The following is a 15,237-nucleotide window of genomic DNA, read 5'->3' as shown; positions in this document are numbered from 1 at the left end:
ATTTTTCATTGTTAAGGCTTTCTGCCTATTCCTTCGGTATGAGCAATCTAGCACCCGAGGTAAGGCCAAGTTTTAGTTGAAACCAAAACGGATTCGTTACGAATCGTTATTCATGGACTCTATAATGTTTTTCGACCGCATATATATAAAGTCAATTTGTGACTAAAATATTATTCAATTTCAAAGTGATTGTCTACCTTATTTTTTATATTTGGGCAACTATTACTTTAAAAACGAAACACAATGTTTAATAAATTCATCATACTCCTACTACTAATCCCGTTTTTATTTAGCTGTGAAACCAATCCGGCAACCGATGCTGAGGGCGTAATTAGCGCCAAAGGAGGGGTGAGATATGGAGGAGAATTTCGCTTTATGTCAAGTGAAAAAGTAAAAAGTCTCTTCCCTTTAGAAGTAAATGATATCTACTCCAATCGAGTGGTTTCCCAAATCTTTCAAGGTTTATTGAAAATTGATCCGGGAAGCACAGACTTGGTTCCATCAATTGCCACAGAAACCAAAGTGAATGAAAATTCAACTCTTTTTACTTTTAAGTTAAGAGATGATGTTTACTTTCAGGATGATGCGTGTTTTGAGGATGGAAAGGGAAGGAAAGTAACGGCCTTAGATTTTAAATATGTATTAGAATTTGCTTGTTCTAGTCATGAGTTAAATCAAATCTCTTATTTATTGAAAGACAAAGTAAAAGGTGCAGACCTTTACTACAAAGGTGAGGTTGACCATGTAGAAGGAATTAGGGTTGTAGATGAACATACTTTAGAGATTGAATTAAAATCGCCATTCTCAGGATTTAAGAAAGTCTTGACCCATGTTGGACTTAGTGTTTTTCCAAAAGAGGCTTTTGAAAAATACGGTAAAGACATAAGGACTCATCCAGTAGGAACAGGAGCTTTTGTATTAGAGGCTTTCGAAGAAGAAAAAATTGTATTGAAAAGAAATAACACTTTCTGGGACAAAGATGACTTTGGAAACCCATTGCCTTTCCTTGATAAAGTGATAATGACCTACAGCAAGGACAAAGCAGATGAGTTGTTGTCCTTTAGAGCTGAAAAAATCGATTTAGTATTGGATATTCCTGTTGAGGAAGTGGAGAATGTATTAGGAACACTTCACGAAGCTCAAGCTGGTGAAAACGTTAAGCATATTGTGGATTCTAAATCCAGCATGAGTATTACTTATTATGGTTTTGCTCATGGAAGTGAAGAGTTTTCTAAGAAGGAAGTCCGTCAAGCTTTTAATATGGCTGTTGATCGTAAATCAATTATTGATAATTGGTTAGAAGGTGAAGGTTGGCCAGCAACCAATGGTTTTGTGCCACGCATGAAAGGGTACCCATCGTTAGACGTTAAGGGTCATACTTATGATGTTGAAAAAGCGCAAGCACTAATGGCTTCAGCAGGTTACCCAAATGGAAAAGGCTTTCCAACTTTAAGTTTATATGTGAATGCTCTAGAAGAGTCTGGTGGACACAAATTAGCCAAAGCGGTTGCAAGTTCACTTAAAGAAAATCTTGGAGTAAATGTTAAAATTGAATTGGTTACTTATGAGGATAGAGAAAAATTAATACTAGACGGTACTGCTATTTTCTGGCGTGCAGGTTGGGTTGCAGATTACCCAGATCCAGAAAACTTCTTAAACCTATTTTACAGTGGAAACATTGGGGAAAATAGTTCAACAATTAACCCATTCAAATATAAAAATCCAGAGTTTGATGCCATGTTTGAAAAAGCTTTGGCGGAAACAGATGATGAAAAACGAATGGATTTATTTGCTCAATGTGATCAGATAATCATAAATGATGCAGCGGTTATGCCGTTGGTTACAGATGACTTTGTGACAATGGTCAACCTGAAAGTGAGAAAATTTGTGACCAATGAGGTTGAACAATTAGATTTTTCTCGTATATTTATAAAAGAAATTAATTAATAACCAATAAACAAACCTCTCAGCTTGCAATTTGAGAAAAAATTTAAGCCGCATCTTTAAAGGTGCGGCTTTTCTTTTTATCAGGCGAATATCTATTCAATAGTATTATCTTTGAAGCTATAATAATACAAATGAAGCATCCCTTAACATCAACAATTATTACTTACAATGAGGAGCGAAATATAGCGCGTTGTATAGATGCATTGTTGCCGATATCTGATGAAATCATCGTTCTGGATTCATTCTCAACAGATAAAACAGTTGAAATTTGTAAAGCCAAAGGAGTTCGGATAGAACAGAGGGAGTGGAAAGGCTATTCCAATGCAAAAAACTACTTGAATCAACTCGCAACGCATGAGTATATTTTCTCGGTAGATGCAGATGAAGCTCCTGATGCAGTTTTACAAAAGGAAATCATGCTTCAAAAACAAGTAGGCTTTAAAGGAGTGTACGCAGTAAATAGGTTGACCAATTATTGCGGGAAATGGATCAAACACTCAGGCTGGTATCCAGATGTTAAAACACGTATTTTTCCAAAATCAGAGAGCCTTTGGGAAGGTGAATATGTACACGAAGAGTTGGTCATTAAGAACAACCCGACGCCCAAACAATTGAAAGGACACCTTTTGCATTATTCCTACTATTCACAAAAAGAACATAGAGCACGTGCAGATAAGTATTCTGAACTTACTGCTGTAAAAATGTATAAAAAGGGTAAAAGAGTAGGTCCTTTAAAGCCATACATTAGTGCTTTGGGTAGATTTGTTGCCATGTATTTGATCAAAGCAGGCTTTCTAGATGGTTCAGCAGGATTCCATATCGCGAGGATATCAGCACTTTCCAATATTTATAAGTACAAAGAATTAATTAGACTGCAGAATGAAAACAATTGATTTGTCGAATAAGACTGTTGTAATTAGCAGAACAGACAGTATTGGCGATGTGATCTTAACCTTGCCCATGTGTGCATGGTTGAAAAAAGAGTTTCCTGCTGTTCGTATCGTATTTTTTAGTCAATCTTACACTCTTGAAATTTTACGTTGCTATCCTTTTATTGATGAAGTTGTATGCATCGATACTTGGAAAGACCATAGTTTTGAAGAACAGAAATCATTACTCGAAAAGTTACAGGTATTTGCATTCATTCATGTTTTTCCGAATAAACATTTAGCAAAATTGGCCAAAGCAGCTAAGATTCCTTTCCGTGTTGGAACATCACATCGTTTATTTCATTTACTCACCTGTAATATTCGGCCAAACTTTACACGCAAGAAATCTGATTTGCATGAGGCACAGTTAAATTTTGAATTGTTGAGAAGCTTCAATCTTAAAACCTTACCTGAATTGAAGGATTTGATTGCTTTACTGAAAGGTTTTCAACCGCAGTCTGAACTGAGTCCTTACTTAAAGGATGTTTTAAGCAGCAAACGAAAGAAAGTGATATTGCATACAAAATCTCAAGGTTCTGCTGTAGAATGGCCTTTAGAAAACTATGTTGAATTAGCGAATCTTTTGGTAAAAATGGATTATACAGTGTATTTTTCAGGTACAGAAAAAGAAGGACAACAGTTTCGAGGTGCGCTCCCATCAGATTCAAACATTATCGATATTTCTGGTAAAAGCAGTTTGGGGGAACTCATTACTTTTATTTCTAAATGTGATGCTTTAGTAGCATGCAGTACAGGACCTTTACATATTGCAGCAGTTTTAGGTATAAAAGCGATTGGTTTATATACAGATTTACGACCAATGCATCCAGGAAGATGGGCTCCTTTAGGAGAGAATAGTCGTGCTTTAACAATGAACAATACGGTAAATCCTCAACTCGAAGATATTTACAACATTACTGTTGATGAGGTGATAAAGTGGATAAAATAGAAAACCCCTCTAATGAAAGAAGGGTGATAAATAAGAATATAAAAAAAGCTTTTATTACTTGATCTGGTTCGGATCGTTAGCTGCTTCTTGATTGTATTTTGCTTGTAAACGCATCCAAATAAATAATCCTACGAATCCTAGAACGATAACTGCGTAGTTGAAAATATTTCCAACGTTTTCAAACAATATTTCTGTAGTCCATAATAGACCATCACCTGTCGCTTCAACTAATTCTGTATAAGTCATAACAATAATTATTAGTGCACAAATATAATATTTTTCCAATTGAATAGCTAAAAACTCTATATTTATCTCATTGAAATCCTACATTTGTAAAACAAATAAAATCATTTTCATGCATGATTAAGTACTTCGCCAATAATCAGTCTATTATACTTGTGCTCATACCCGTGTTTGTGTTGTTGCATATGCTGATGGACTTTTACTTTCCTGAATTTAACATGTTGGCGGTTGGACAAGAAAACTTGTGGAATTTAGATTTTAAACAAATTAACCCCTTTCTTTCGAAGTCATTGGCTTTCGTTTTTATTTGTGTGAATGCAATTTTGCTGAACTTTGTGTTCAATACACTTGAATTCTATGATCGATTTGTATATCTGCCTAGCATTATGTACGTATTGATGGTGTTTCTGTTCCCTATCAGCTTGCGTTTTGGAGAAGACCTTATAGCACACTTCTTTTTTATTCTGTCTTTTTATCAACTCCTCAGTATCCGTCAAAATGATGACGCGAGAAACAATACTTTTTTAAGCGGGTTATTTTTAGGAGCAGCAGCAACGTTTTTGCCTATTTATGTCACATTTATATTGCTAATTTGGCTAGGTGTATTTATTATGCGGCCTTTTGTTTTTAGAGAGTACCTCCTCCCTTTGGTCGCCCTGGCTTTTCCTTTTTTATGGGTGTTTTTAGTGGATCAGGAATTCTATTATCATTTCTTCCTTTTTGATTCAACTTTGAATTTCTCAAGGTTTGGAGGCTTATTTATTGTCATTCCGCATATAGTAATTATCATCTTGGCATTATTGGCCAATAAAAAGATTTTGGAACGGCGACTAAAGAGTTCAATCCGTTATAAAAGAATAATTTCAGTGACCCTATTTGCATTGGTGTTTTCGGCGAGTCTCAGTATCTTGATTCTGATTTTTACGAAGTCCTACTTTTATTTTACAATTGGTGCTGCGATACTTCCATTCATATTGCCTTATGCTTATCTGAATGTAAAGCATAAATGGTTGCCCTACTCATTATTTTACGCTTTAATCCTCTTGAATATTGTTAAGTTCTTTTATTAAGTGGAGTTAGCGAATTTTACTTAATCCTTAAATTCGTAGCCACAGTTTTTACAGAAATTGGAAGACTTTTCATGGTCGGTAGCACCACAGTTATCACATTCGAAAGATTTTATTCCTTCATATCGAAGAGCAGTAAACTCCGAAGAAACTATTCCTGTAGGAACTGCAATAATTGCATAACCAAAAAGCATGATGAATGAGGCTAATGCTTGTCCAAGTGGCGTAACTGGGGTTATGTCACCATATCCAACTGTAGTGATGGTAATAATGGCCCAATACACACTTCTCGGGATACTAGTAAATCCAGCTTCTGCAGGTTCAATTACATACATCATTCCTCCTAGAATAATCACTATTGTCAACATGGAGATTAAAAAAACAATGATCTTATGACGACTGTTCTTAAGTGCGTCGCCTAAAATGTCTGCTCCTAACATGTAGCGACTTAATCTTAAAATCCTAAATATTCTGAGGAATCGGATGGAACGTAAAAGCATTAATGATTCGGTTCCGTCGACAAGCAAACTCAAATAAGAGGGTAGGATTGACAACAAATCCACAATTCCCATAAATGAGAAAACATAAGAGAGGGGTTTCCTGAGACTGATGATACGCAGGATATATTCTATGGTAAAAAGTACAGTAATAACCCATTCAATTCCGATAAAAGTAAGTCGGTACTTAAGGTTTAAGTATGAAACACTTTCCAACATTACTACAACAATGGATAGGAGAATGAGGATTAAGAGTAAAATGTCAAACCTTTTACCCGCTTTGGTGTAGGTACCATAAATTATCTCCTGAACTTTCAGTTGCCAAGGCCTTAATTTAAATTCCTTTTCTCTAAAGGCCAACGATTTATCGATGCGTTTCTTCATAGTTTCTTCACTGAAAATATAAAAGTACAGTTTTTTAAGTGATACTCATTAATGGAAATTAACAAATCAAATTCAAGCAATTGGATAAAACATCAAAAATTCTTCAATAATTTGTATTTTTGAAGGATGAATGTTCAAGATTTTATACAGCGTAGGTTTTCAGGTCAACTCAATAATGAAGCCGAATATATGGAACTCATTGTTCAGGTGTTTGCTGTTTTGATTCTTGGTTTGGTGTTGTGGAGAATGATGGTTGTTTTTCACAAAAAGAAAAAGGCTAAACGAAAACCAAGTACTTATTTTGAAAATACATTCTCTAGAAACTGGAAGAAATAGCAACCCAAAGGGTTTAGGCATTTAGTTAGGGTTAAATTGTTAGACACGATAAGATGGAAGAAAAAAAAGTAGCAGTTGTTGGAGCAGGTTTAGTAGGAAGTTTACTGGCTGTTTTACTGGCAAAAAAAGGGGTGAATGTTGATGTTTTTGAACGTCGACCAGACCTTAGAAAGGCAAAAGCAATTGGCGGACGTTCCATTAATTTAGCGCTTTCAAATCGCGGATTCAAAGCATTGGAATTGGCGGGTTTTGCTGATGAAATCAAAGCTATTGCTATTCCTATGTATGGACGAAAAATGCACGATGTTGAGGGCAACTTAACTTACCAACCTTATGGGAAAGAGGATGAGGCCATCTATTCCGTTTCTCGTGGACAACTCAATCAAAAGCTCATGAATTTAGCAGATGATTATGAAAATATTCATTACCGATTCAACCACGCTTGTGAAGATGTTGATTTGACCAATAACGAAATCCATTTTACAGATACTACAACTGGAAAGTTAGAAAAATATACTTACGATCACATTTTTGGAACAGACGGAGCATTCTCTGCGGTACGTGGTGCATTACAAAAAACACCTTTGTTTAATTATGCACAAGAATACCTACCGCATGGATACAAAGAGTTAAGCTTTCCTGCCAATCCGGATGGAACACATTGTTTTGATAAAAACTGTTTACATATATGGCCACGTGGCGAATTTATGTTGATTGCTTTGCCGAATTTAGACGGTAGCTTTACGGTAACACTTTTCTTCCCAATGAAAGGAGAAACTTCTTTCGAAAGTTTGGATACTGAAGAAAAGGTCGTTGCATTTTTTGAAAAGACATTCCCGGATGCCCTGGCCAATATGCCTACATTGACAAAAGACTTTTTTGAAAATCCAACCTCTACATTGGTGACCATCCGTTGTAATCCATGGAACTTTGACAATAAAGTATTATTGCTTGGAGATGCTTCTCATGCTGTTGTTCCTTTTTACGGACAAGGATTGAACGCAGGGATGGAAGACTGTACAATTTTCTTTGACCTCTTAGATAAATATAATTTGGAAGACGGATCACTGTTTGATTTATTTAGTGAAAAACGTGTTGATGATGGAAATGCAATTGCAGATTTAGCTTTGTATAATTATATTGAAATGCGTGATTTAGCAGGAGATGAAGATTTCCTTCTAAGAAAGAAAATTGAGCGAAAGTTTAGCGATATGTACCCAAATAAGTGGATGCCGTTATACTCACAAGTTACCTTCAGCCATATTCCTTATTCTGAAGCTTTGGCGGCTGGGAATAAACAACGAAAGATTATGGATGAGGTGATGAAAATGGAGCAGATTCACCAAAACTGGGACGACCCTAAAGTGATTGATAAAATATTAACTTTGTTAGCATGAAAGCCTTAAAATTACTTCTTCTTTTTACTGTTTTAATTACAACTTCTGTGTATGGACAATACAGTCCAAAGAAGAAGAAAAAACAATTTTATGGAAATCAAAGATTGCACAAGCCTATCTATCGCTGGGTTACAGGTGATTACCTTAGGCACGGTATTCAATTGTCTTTTGGCCCAACCTATACTTTTACGAAAATAGGTCCTGAAGAACAGCAACACAGAATTGGTTCTTCGAATCCTTTTGCCGATACACTTATTCGTTATTCACGAGAAGCTAAAGGTAGAATAGGAATTTTCGGAGAAATTGGAATGGTCCATATTACGAAAAAACCCCGAAAACTAGTTCATTATTACGACTGGGGAGTAGGATTTAAGTTGTTCGGTGGTAGAGAAATCTTTGAATCTGGAGTATATGACAGTCGAGATACTTTGATAGGTTCTTATACAAGCGAAGGGAAATTCTATAATGGTTATCTTTATGGAAGGTTCAGTGCACACAACGTTTTTCAAATCAATCCACACTTGTTTTTAGACAATGGCTTAGGATTAAATTTAGATTACGCAATAATGCCCGGAAACATGGTCCATGATGGTTTTCACCCTCCAGTAGAACAAAAGTTTCAAGGCGATATAATGGGACAGCTTCATTATTCACTAGGATTAGGAATTAAACCAAAAACCGATAAAGGGTTTTTCTTTGTACCCAGTGTAGAACTTCCTGTACTAGGAATTTATGAGTGGAATGGTGGTACTCCAGCTATTCACTGGTTTTCAAGCCAATATTATCCTGTAATGTTAAGACTGAAATTTGTTTGGTTATTCAAAAAAGACCCGAATCGTTGTCCACCTGTAGAGACAAACGAAAAAGATAGAGAAAGAGCGAGGGAGTATAATAATAGGTAGAATACTGCCCTATTCATTGTTTTAATTATAATCTTGGTTTTTAATTGAAATGGGTTGGTAAATCAGTTTTTATTATTTTTCACACGATGAAAAAACTACCGTTTACTCTTAAAAAAATCCTTCACCAATGCCCCACATTCCTCAGCTAAAATTCCCCCTACAACTTCAGTGGTAGGATGAAAAACGCCTTCATAGCGCAAAGCACCTCTTCTTTCATCCTTGGCTCCAAATACTACCTTGCTGATTTGTGACCAATTGAGTGCACCTGCACACATTACACAAGGTTCCATTGTTACATAAAGGGTACATTTCTTTAAATATTTTCCTCCTAGATTTTCTGCAGCAGCTGTTATGCTTTGCATTTCTGCATGAGCCGTTACATCATTTAACTGTTCTGTAAGATTATGTCCTTTGGCAATTATGGTGTTGTTAGCCACGATTACCGCACCAATGGGCACTTCGTCTAATGCATATGCTTTTTGTGCTTCCTCAAGTGCTTTACGCATAAAATATTCGTCATCAAATGGTTGTATCATTGCGTCCGTTTTAGTTCAATTTAGACATTTCCTCACTTGCTCAAAAATAATTGTATTTTTATAACGTTTAAACATAAACGCTAAAACATTTACTATGAACTATAAACATTTTATTTTCGCCCTCATCATTGGAGGAGCCTTTGCTTGTAATAAAGATCATCCCGAACCAGAACCAACAGAAGACACTGGACCAAAATTAATTTTCCGTATGAAAATGGACGCCAACCAGGAACGTGTTGATGCTTTTGGACAGCCTGCAACAGTACCCTCTGGACATGGTGCTCAAACCCCTAATTTTAAAAGTATTTCTGCTCACTATATTGAACTTGCTCCAAATGCATTTACTCAAATTGGTGAAGGGGATGTGGTTTATCATGGGATTGAAACTACAGCAGGAGGAAGTACAGCTGTTGATTTTGACCAATTGAAAAAAGTTGGAAACGGGGAGGTTATTTACTCAAAACCATTGAGCCAAATTACACCTGGAGATTATAATTACGCCCGCGTTTCGATTACTTATCAAAATTACGATGTTGATTTTAGGGCTAACGGATATGATTTAACAGGTACAATTGCCTCTTTTGTTGGATTCAACACCTACATTTCTTCGCATACGGTAAAGACAAAAACAGTTGCTGTAAATGCGAATAAATCTCAAGGCTATTGGGCTTGGGAAACACCAGCTATAGGAACGGTTTATCCTGCAACTGTGATTGAAGGTCAAGCACCAGGAACAACAGTTCCTAATCCGCTTCATGCTTCTTCACCCATTCCTCCAGGAAGTTGTTTGGTTACAGGTCAATTTCAAACCCCTTTTACCGTTACAGGAAACGAAACAGAAGACATTATTATCGACCTTTCGTTTAGTGTAAATAAAAGTTTCGAATGGACTGATGCAGCGGACAACAACATTTTTGAACCCTTAGATGGAGATACAGTTGTTGATATGGGATTACGAGGACTTATTCCGATTGTGGTGGAGTAATTTCGACTTCAAAAACTTCAATATCAGCGTCATTTGAGTTCTCAGATGGCGCTTTTTCTTTGAAAAATGTAAAATAAAGCAACAAGAATATAACTGTCCCATAAATGATGAATCTAAGCAGCATCTTCCAGCTTTTATGGTAGTTCTGGTGCTTTTTGAAATCGAACTTGGACGCTTTCATAACGTTTATAATCGTTTTTTTGGTAACCTTTTTCCAAATGTAACGTATTTGATAGAGAAACACTAAGTCTATATATTATGAAACTGAAAACATGCCCTAACTGTAAGGAAGAATTTGAAGGTCGTAGAAACAAAAAATTCTGTACTGTATCTTGTAAAAACCAATACCATAATGAAGAGTATAGAAATGCAAATCATGCCGTTTTTAACATTAATAAAGTGTTGAATAAAAACAGAACTATTTTAAAAGACCTATTTAAAGTTTATCGTAGTTCTGCAATTCCTTTAAATATTTTAGAAGCACATGGCTTCAACCCTAGATATCATACGCATTTATTTAATGCACCTTCTGGTGAACGTTATACTATGATTTATGAAGTTGGGTTTAAAACTGCTTTTGACAATCAAGTACACATCGTTGAGTTGGATGAAGTTGCTTAATAAGAGAGTCTAAAATTCAATTCAAATCCCTATTTTTGGGATATGGAAACTGATAAGAAGTATATTTTAGTTACAGGCGGAGCTGGATATATTGGTTCACACACTGTTGTTGCACTAATAGAAAAAGGATTTACGCCTGTTATTATAGATGATTTTAGAAACTCGAATAAAGACGTAATTCAACGTTTACAAACAATCACCAAACAAGAAATTATTTATTTTAATATTGCTTGTCAAGACCAGCCTAGGTTAAGAGGTGTTCTAGAACAGTTCCCTGCCTTTGGAGTTATTCATTTTGCTGCCGATAAAGCGGTAGGTGAGTCCGTTGAAAAACCATTGAAGTACTTTGACAATAACTTTGGGAGTTTAATCAGTATTTTAGAGCTGACTCAAGAGTATAATATTGAGAAGTTTGTATTTTCTTCTAGTTGCACAGTTTATGGAGATCCTGAAATTATCCCTGTGAATGAAGAGAGTCCAGTTTCGTATAACTCACCCTACGGTTATACTAAAAAGGTCTGTGAAGAAATGATAGAACAGTTTATTCCTAGCTGTCCTTCTGTTAAAGCTACATTGTTGCGCTACTTTAATCCTGTTGGTGCCCACGAAAGCGGGTTAATAGGAGAGGAGCCAGATGGGAAACCCAATAATTTATTGCCTTTTATTACACAAACTGCAGCTGGAATTAGAAAAGAATTAACTGTATTTGGAGATGATTATGATACTCCAGATGGAACATGTATTCGTGATTATATTCATGTTGTTGATTTGGCAGAAGCTCACGTTGCAGCACTTGAAAGCCTCGACGACAGTAAAGATAATCCTGTAGTTTACAACGTTGGGACAGGGAAGGGAACCAGTGTTTTAGAAATGATAAAAGCTTTTGAAAATATTACTGGAAAACAACTTCCTTATACAATTGGTCCGCGAAGAGAGGGAGATATCAAAGAAATTTTTGCCAATACGGATAAGGTCAATCAGAAACTAAATTGGAAGTCCAAAAAAACGATTGAAGATGCAATTGCTACTGCCTGGAGTTTTGAACAATACATAAGAGAAAAAAGAAGCAAAGAATGAAAAACTTAATTTTAGTGTTGATTGCTACCTTGTATTCGGTGGTCTTATTCGGACAATATGAGGCTGAAGATGAAGGTTTGTATTCACGTTTTCGCCCAGGTGTTGCTTGGTTTTATAGTGGACTAACGCAATATGATGAAGGAAAACTACGTAAATACGATCGTTTGATGGTGGACATTGTTTACAATGATTTCTATGGCGACAGGGATTACTTTTCAAGTCCATGGCAATCTATAGGCTTCAACACTTCTTTAATGTTTGATGTGGTGCTTACTCAAGCCAATACAGTGAGTTTTGGGTGGGGAATAGGGTTTAGTCATTTTAGCAACAGGTCTAACCTGCAGTTTACGCGAGATTTGGTAAATAATGCAACAACTATTGCAGATTATCCAATAGGATTTGAACCTGCTAAATCAAAGTTTGGCGCTAACTATATCGAGGTGCCTTTAGAGTTTAGGTTTCGTACGAAAGGACATCAACATTTCAAGTTTATGATCGGTGGTAAAATAGGTTACCGTTTAAATGCCTTCACCAAAGAAGTGTATCGAATTGAAGGAAAAAATTATGCAACAAAGCACTATAATTTCCCTGATTCAAATCCCTTACGTTACGGTGCAACTGTGAGAATTGGAATTCGTAATTGGGCCATTTTTGGGGCGTATTATTTCTCGCCTCTCTTTACTGGAGAAGGTAGTGCAGACCTCACTCCTATATCGATGGGAGTTACACTTTCCTTGTTTTAATACTTGTATTCGGAGCGGAATCGTTATCACCCCGGCGAAAGCGGATAGCTTTGTGAAATGATTTTAATTTGTAAACAAAGCTTTTTAAAGGCGACCTTAGAAGCCTATTAAAAAGAAATTGTTTGCGTAAAAGCATAAACAAACTAGTAGCTGTAGACGGAATAGGTGCCAAAAAAACATTCATAAACTGATCCTCGCCATGTTTAATATGATTGGAAGCAACACGAAAAAGTTACGCTCATAAAATCTTAATTTACTTCAAGAGGCCTGATTGCTAATACTCCACACTGTCTTGGTATTTCTATAAAGAGAAACACCCCGCAGAAATCAATCTACGGGGTGTTTAATATATTGTTTTGAATTTTAATAGGTTTGCCCTAGTAGGGCGTGCCTACTAAAATTTCAACACTTCATTAAAAGTCTTACTCGGACGCATTACTTTATTAATGTTCTCTTCTGGAGCATTGTAATAACCTCCAATTGGAGCTGGTTTGCCTTGAACTTCATTCAATTCTTTAACGATTGTATGTTCGTTTTCAGTCAACTTCGCTGCAATAGCTTCGAATTTCGCTTTTAAGTCAGCATCTGCTGTTTGTTTTGCTAATTCTTGTGCCCAGTACATTGCCAAGTAAAAGTGACTTCCTCTGTTGTCTAGTTCATTTACTTTACGCGAAGGAGATTTTCCAGACATCAATAAAGTTACCGTTGCATTGTCTAAAGCATCTGCTAGTACTTTTGCTTTTGGATTGCTTGTTACTTCAGCATAATGCTCTAAAGAAACTGCTAATGCTAAGAATTCACCTAAAGAATCCCAACGTAAGTGGTTTTCTTCAACCAACTGCTCAACATGTTTTGGTGCAGATCCTCCCGCTCCTGTTTCGAAGAGTCCCCCTCCATTCATTAATGGAACGATAGATAGCATTTTAGCACTTGTTCCTAACTCAAGAATTGGGAATAAGTCCGTTAGGTAATCACGCAATACGTTTCCAGTAACTGAGATTGTATCTTTTCCTTCTTTAACACGCTTCAAAGAGAACAATGTTGCCTCAAATGGCGCCATAATCTGAATGTCTAATCCTGAAGTGTCGTGATCTTTTAAGTAAGTATTTACCTTTTTGATTAACTCACGGTCATGTGCACGGTTTTCATCCAACCAAAACACAGCTGGAAGGCCACTTGCTTTTGCACGATTGATAGCTAATTTCACCCAATCCTTAATCGGTTCGTCTTTCGCTTGGCACATTCTCCAGATATCTCCTTCTTCTACTGTGTGCTCAATCAAAATGTTGTTGTTTGTATCGATTACACGTACAGTACCATTTGCTGGGATTTCAAAAGTTTTATCGTGAGAACCATATTCTTCAGCTTTTTGTGCCATCAAACCAATGTTTGAAACACTTCCCATTTTAGAGGGATCAAAAGCACCATGCTCTTTACAGAAATCAATAGTTGCTTGGAACACCTTTGCGTAAGAACTGTCAGGAATAACTGCTTTTGTATCTTGCTGCTTTCCTTCTTTATTCCACATTTGACCAGAAGTACGAATCATTGCAGGCATTGAAGCATCAATAATTACATCACTTGGAACGTGTAAGTTTGTAATTCCTTTATCAGAATTTACCATTGCGATGTCAGGACCATTTTCCATAGCTGCATCCAAATCTTTTTGAATTGCTGCTTTTTCATCTGCTGGTAAAGTTTCAATACGGCTTAACAAGTCTCCTAAACCGTTAGAAACATCTACACCTAGTTGATCAAATGTAGCTGCATGTTTTTCAAAAACAGGTTTGAAGTAAGAGCGAACTGCGTGTCCAAAAATGATTGGATCAGAAACCTTCATCATTGTGGCTTTCATGTGTAATGAGAACAAAACACCTTTTGCTTTGGCATCTTTTACTTGTTCATCTAAGAATGAAACCAACGCTTTTTTACTCATTACTGTAGCGTCAATAACTTCTCCTTGAAGTAAGCCTAAATTGTCTTTAAGTACAGTTTTGTTTCCATCCGCCTCTAATTCGATACGCACCTTTGTTGCTTCTGCTATAGTAACAGATTTTTCGTTTGACATGAAGTCACCTTCTGCCATTGTAGCAACATGAGTTTTAGAATCTGAACTCCACGCTCCCATTCTGTGAGGATTTTGCTTAGCGAATTCTTTTACCGCTCTAGGTGCACGTCTGTCTGAGTTACCTTCACGTAAAACTGGGTTAACAGCACTTCCTTTTGCTACATCATACTTGGCTTTAATTACCTTTTCAGCATCATTTTTTGGTTCCTCAGGATAATCTGGTAAAGGATAACCTTGAGATTGTAATTCACTGATTGCTTTTTTAATTTGCGTTTCAGATGCAGAAATGTTGGGCAACTTAATAATGTTAGCCTCTGGCTTTTTTACTAACGCACCAAGTTCTGCTAAATCATCAGCGACTTGTTGCTCTTCGTTGAGTAATTCAGGGAATTGTGCTAAAATTCTACCAGCAAGAGAAATGTTTCTGGTTTCAATTTCAATTCCTGCTTGACTTCCAAATGCTCGAATAACCGGTAATAAAGAATGTGTAGCCAACATTGGAGCTTCATCTGTTAGCGTGTAAATGATGTTTGATTTAATGGGTGCCATACCTGTA

16 protein-coding genes are annotated in these 15,237 nt (G+C 36.4%); 11 read left to right on the top strand and 5 right to left on the bottom strand.

Annotation, left to right across the window (positions count from 1 at the left end):
• The first annotated feature begins 243 nt into the window (after window positions 1–243).
• The 3 genes from ACN0U3_RS00800 (at window position 244) to ACN0U3_RS00790 (ending at window position 3,825) form a co-directional block, all read left to right on the top strand.
• Complete coding sequence (locus ACN0U3_RS00800) at window positions 244–1,947, top strand: ABC transporter substrate-binding protein (protein ID WP_299202976.1); 1,704 nt, start codon at window positions 244–246, stop codon at window positions 1,945–1,947.
• Window positions 1,948–2,078: 131 nt separating this feature from the next.
• On the top strand, window positions 2,079–2,840 hold the full coding sequence (locus ACN0U3_RS00795) for a glycosyltransferase family 2 protein (protein ID WP_417264771.1): 762 nt from the start codon (window positions 2,079–2,081) through the stop codon (window positions 2,838–2,840).
• Entirely contained in the window at window positions 2,827–3,825 is a 999-nt protein-coding gene (locus ACN0U3_RS00790) for a glycosyltransferase family 9 protein (RefSeq protein ID WP_417264770.1), read from the top strand. Before ACN0U3_RS00795 ends, ACN0U3_RS00790 begins: the two co-directional genes overlap by 14 nt.
• Window positions 3,826–3,879: 54 nt before the next feature.
• Here ACN0U3_RS00790 and ACN0U3_RS00785 read toward each other — a convergent pair whose 3' ends face one another.
• Window positions 3,880–4,071 carry a hypothetical protein gene (locus tag ACN0U3_RS00785; RefSeq protein ID WP_299202986.1) on the bottom strand — a complete coding sequence of 64 codons (192 nt, stop codon included), beginning with the start codon at window positions 4,069–4,071 and terminating at the stop codon, window positions 3,880–3,882.
• A 113-nt stretch (window positions 4,072–4,184) separates the two neighbouring features.
• Between ACN0U3_RS00785 and ACN0U3_RS00780 the strand changes: the two genes are divergently transcribed.
• The gene (locus ACN0U3_RS00780) at window positions 4,185–5,138 is read left to right on the top strand and encodes a hypothetical protein (RefSeq protein ID WP_417264769.1); all 954 of its coding nucleotides are present in this window, start codon (window positions 4,185–4,187) and stop codon (window positions 5,136–5,138) included.
• Window positions 5,139–5,158: 20 nt separating this feature from the next.
• On the opposite strand, the gene ACN0U3_RS00775 is transcribed toward ACN0U3_RS00780, so the two are convergent.
• Window positions 5,159–6,016 carry an ion transporter gene (locus ACN0U3_RS00775; protein WP_417264768.1) on the bottom strand — a complete coding sequence of 286 codons (858 nt, stop codon included), beginning with the start codon at window positions 6,014–6,016 and terminating at the stop codon, window positions 5,159–5,161.
• Window positions 6,017–6,142: 126 nt separating this feature from the next.
• Here ACN0U3_RS00775 and ACN0U3_RS00770 point away from each other — a divergent pair, with 126 nt between their 5' ends.
• The 3 genes from ACN0U3_RS00770 to ACN0U3_RS00760 are packed head-to-tail and all read left to right on the top strand — an operon-like array spanning window position 6,143 to window position 8,651.
• Window positions 6,143–6,352: a hypothetical protein gene (locus ACN0U3_RS00770; protein WP_299202994.1), complete on the top strand. Its 210-nt coding sequence runs from the start codon at window positions 6,143–6,145 to the stop codon at window positions 6,350–6,352.
• A gap of 53 nt (window positions 6,353–6,405) precedes the next feature.
• A complete protein-coding gene (locus tag ACN0U3_RS00765; RefSeq protein ID WP_417264767.1) occupies window positions 6,406–7,749 on the top strand; it encodes an FAD-dependent oxidoreductase in 1,344 nt (447 codons plus the stop codon).
• Entirely contained in the window at window positions 7,746–8,651 is a 906-nt protein-coding gene (locus ACN0U3_RS00760) for a hypothetical protein (protein ID WP_417264766.1), read from the top strand. Before ACN0U3_RS00765 ends, ACN0U3_RS00760 begins: the two co-directional genes overlap by 4 nt.
• Window positions 8,652–8,746: 95 nt before the next feature.
• Here the strand turns inward: ACN0U3_RS00760 and ACN0U3_RS00755 are convergent, their stop codons facing one another.
• Window positions 8,747–9,187: a nucleoside deaminase gene (locus ACN0U3_RS00755; protein ID WP_299203003.1), complete on the bottom strand. Its 441-nt coding sequence runs from the start codon at window positions 9,185–9,187 to the stop codon at window positions 8,747–8,749.
• A 94-nt stretch (window positions 9,188–9,281) separates the two neighbouring features.
• Here ACN0U3_RS00755 and ACN0U3_RS00750 point away from each other — a divergent pair, with 94 nt between their 5' ends.
• Window positions 9,282–10,172, top strand: a complete 891-nt coding sequence (locus tag ACN0U3_RS00750; RefSeq protein ID WP_417264765.1) for a hypothetical protein — start codon at window positions 9,282–9,284, stop codon at window positions 10,170–10,172.
• Here the strand turns inward: ACN0U3_RS00750 and ACN0U3_RS00745 are convergent.
• The gene (locus tag ACN0U3_RS00745) at window positions 10,150–10,353 is read right to left on the bottom strand and encodes a hypothetical protein (RefSeq protein ID WP_417264764.1); all 204 of its coding nucleotides are present in this window, start codon (window positions 10,351–10,353) and stop codon (window positions 10,150–10,152) included. The two genes, ACN0U3_RS00750 and ACN0U3_RS00745, sit on opposite strands and share 23 nt — an antisense overlap.
• A 77-nt stretch (window positions 10,354–10,430) precedes the next feature.
• Between ACN0U3_RS00745 and ACN0U3_RS00740 the strand changes: the two genes are divergently transcribed.
• The 3 genes from ACN0U3_RS00740 to ACN0U3_RS00730 are packed head-to-tail and all read left to right on the top strand — an operon-like array spanning window position 10,431 to window position 12,613.
• Complete coding sequence (locus ACN0U3_RS00740; RefSeq protein ID WP_299203012.1) at window positions 10,431–10,793, top strand: hypothetical protein; 363 nt, start codon at window positions 10,431–10,433, stop codon at window positions 10,791–10,793.
• A 42-nt stretch (window positions 10,794–10,835) separates the two neighbouring features.
• Window positions 10,836–11,870: a UDP-glucose 4-epimerase GalE gene (galE, locus tag ACN0U3_RS00735; protein ID WP_417264763.1), complete on the top strand. Its 1,035-nt coding sequence runs from the start codon at window positions 10,836–10,838 to the stop codon at window positions 11,868–11,870.
• A complete protein-coding gene (locus tag ACN0U3_RS00730) occupies window positions 11,867–12,613 on the top strand; it encodes an outer membrane beta-barrel protein (protein ID WP_417264762.1) in 747 nt (248 codons plus the stop codon). The genes galE and ACN0U3_RS00730 overlap by 4 nt, the downstream gene beginning before the upstream one ends.
• A 394-nt stretch (window positions 12,614–13,007) precedes the next feature.
• Here the strand turns inward: ACN0U3_RS00730 and ACN0U3_RS00725 are convergent, their stop codons facing one another.
• Window positions 13,008–15,230, bottom strand: a complete 2,223-nt coding sequence (locus ACN0U3_RS00725) for an NADP-dependent isocitrate dehydrogenase (protein WP_417264761.1) — start codon at window positions 15,228–15,230, stop codon at window positions 13,008–13,010.
• Between the last annotated feature and the right edge of the window lie 7 nt (window positions 15,231–15,237).

The organism is Brumimicrobium sp., assembly GCF_048268645.1.
Lineage (GTDB): Bacteria > Bacteroidota > Bacteroidia > Flavobacteriales_D > Crocinitomicaceae > Brumimicrobium > Brumimicrobium ulvae.
This window is presented reverse-complemented; position numbering and strand designations above follow the sequence as displayed.

Bases quoted from the DNA above. Each gene is read 5' to 3' on its own strand.
- ACN0U3_RS00800 (WP_299202976.1), top strand. From the start codon at position 244: ATGTTTAATAAATTCATCATACTCCTACTACTAATCCCGTTTTTATTT.
- ACN0U3_RS00795 (WP_417264771.1), top strand. From the start codon at position 2,079: ATGAAGCATCCCTTAACATCAACAATTATTACTTACAATGAGGAGCGA.
- ACN0U3_RS00790 (WP_417264770.1), top strand. From the start codon at position 2,827: ATGAAAACAATTGATTTGTCGAATAAGACTGTTGTAATTAGCAGAACA.
- ACN0U3_RS00785 (WP_299202986.1), bottom strand. From the start codon at position 4,071: ATGACTTATACAGAATTAGTTGAAGCGACAGGTGATGGTCTATTATGG.
- ACN0U3_RS00780 (WP_417264769.1), top strand. From the start codon at position 4,185: ATGATTAAGTACTTCGCCAATAATCAGTCTATTATACTTGTGCTCATA.
- ACN0U3_RS00775 (WP_417264768.1), bottom strand. From the start codon at position 6,016: ATGAAGAAACGCATCGATAAATCGTTGGCCTTTAGAGAAAAGGAATTT.
- ACN0U3_RS00770 (WP_299202994.1), top strand. From the start codon at position 6,143: ATGAATGTTCAAGATTTTATACAGCGTAGGTTTTCAGGTCAACTCAAT.
- ACN0U3_RS00765 (WP_417264767.1), top strand. From the start codon at position 6,406: ATGGAAGAAAAAAAAGTAGCAGTTGTTGGAGCAGGTTTAGTAGGAAGT.
- ACN0U3_RS00760 (WP_417264766.1), top strand. From the start codon at position 7,746: ATGAAAGCCTTAAAATTACTTCTTCTTTTTACTGTTTTAATTACAACT.
- ACN0U3_RS00755 (WP_299203003.1), bottom strand. From the start codon at position 9,187: ATGATACAACCATTTGATGACGAATATTTTATGCGTAAAGCACTTGAG.
- ACN0U3_RS00750 (WP_417264765.1), top strand. From the start codon at position 9,282: ATGAACTATAAACATTTTATTTTCGCCCTCATCATTGGAGGAGCCTTT.
- ACN0U3_RS00745 (WP_417264764.1), bottom strand. From the start codon at position 10,353: ATGAAAGCGTCCAAGTTCGATTTCAAAAAGCACCAGAACTACCATAAA.
- ACN0U3_RS00740 (WP_299203012.1), top strand. From the start codon at position 10,431: ATGAAACTGAAAACATGCCCTAACTGTAAGGAAGAATTTGAAGGTCGT.
- galE (WP_417264763.1), top strand. From the start codon at position 10,836: ATGGAAACTGATAAGAAGTATATTTTAGTTACAGGCGGAGCTGGATAT.
- ACN0U3_RS00730 (WP_417264762.1), top strand. From the start codon at position 11,867: ATGAAAAACTTAATTTTAGTGTTGATTGCTACCTTGTATTCGGTGGTC.
- ACN0U3_RS00725 (WP_417264761.1), bottom strand. From the start codon at position 15,230: ATGGCACCCATTAAATCAAACATCATTTACACGCTAACAGATGAAGCT.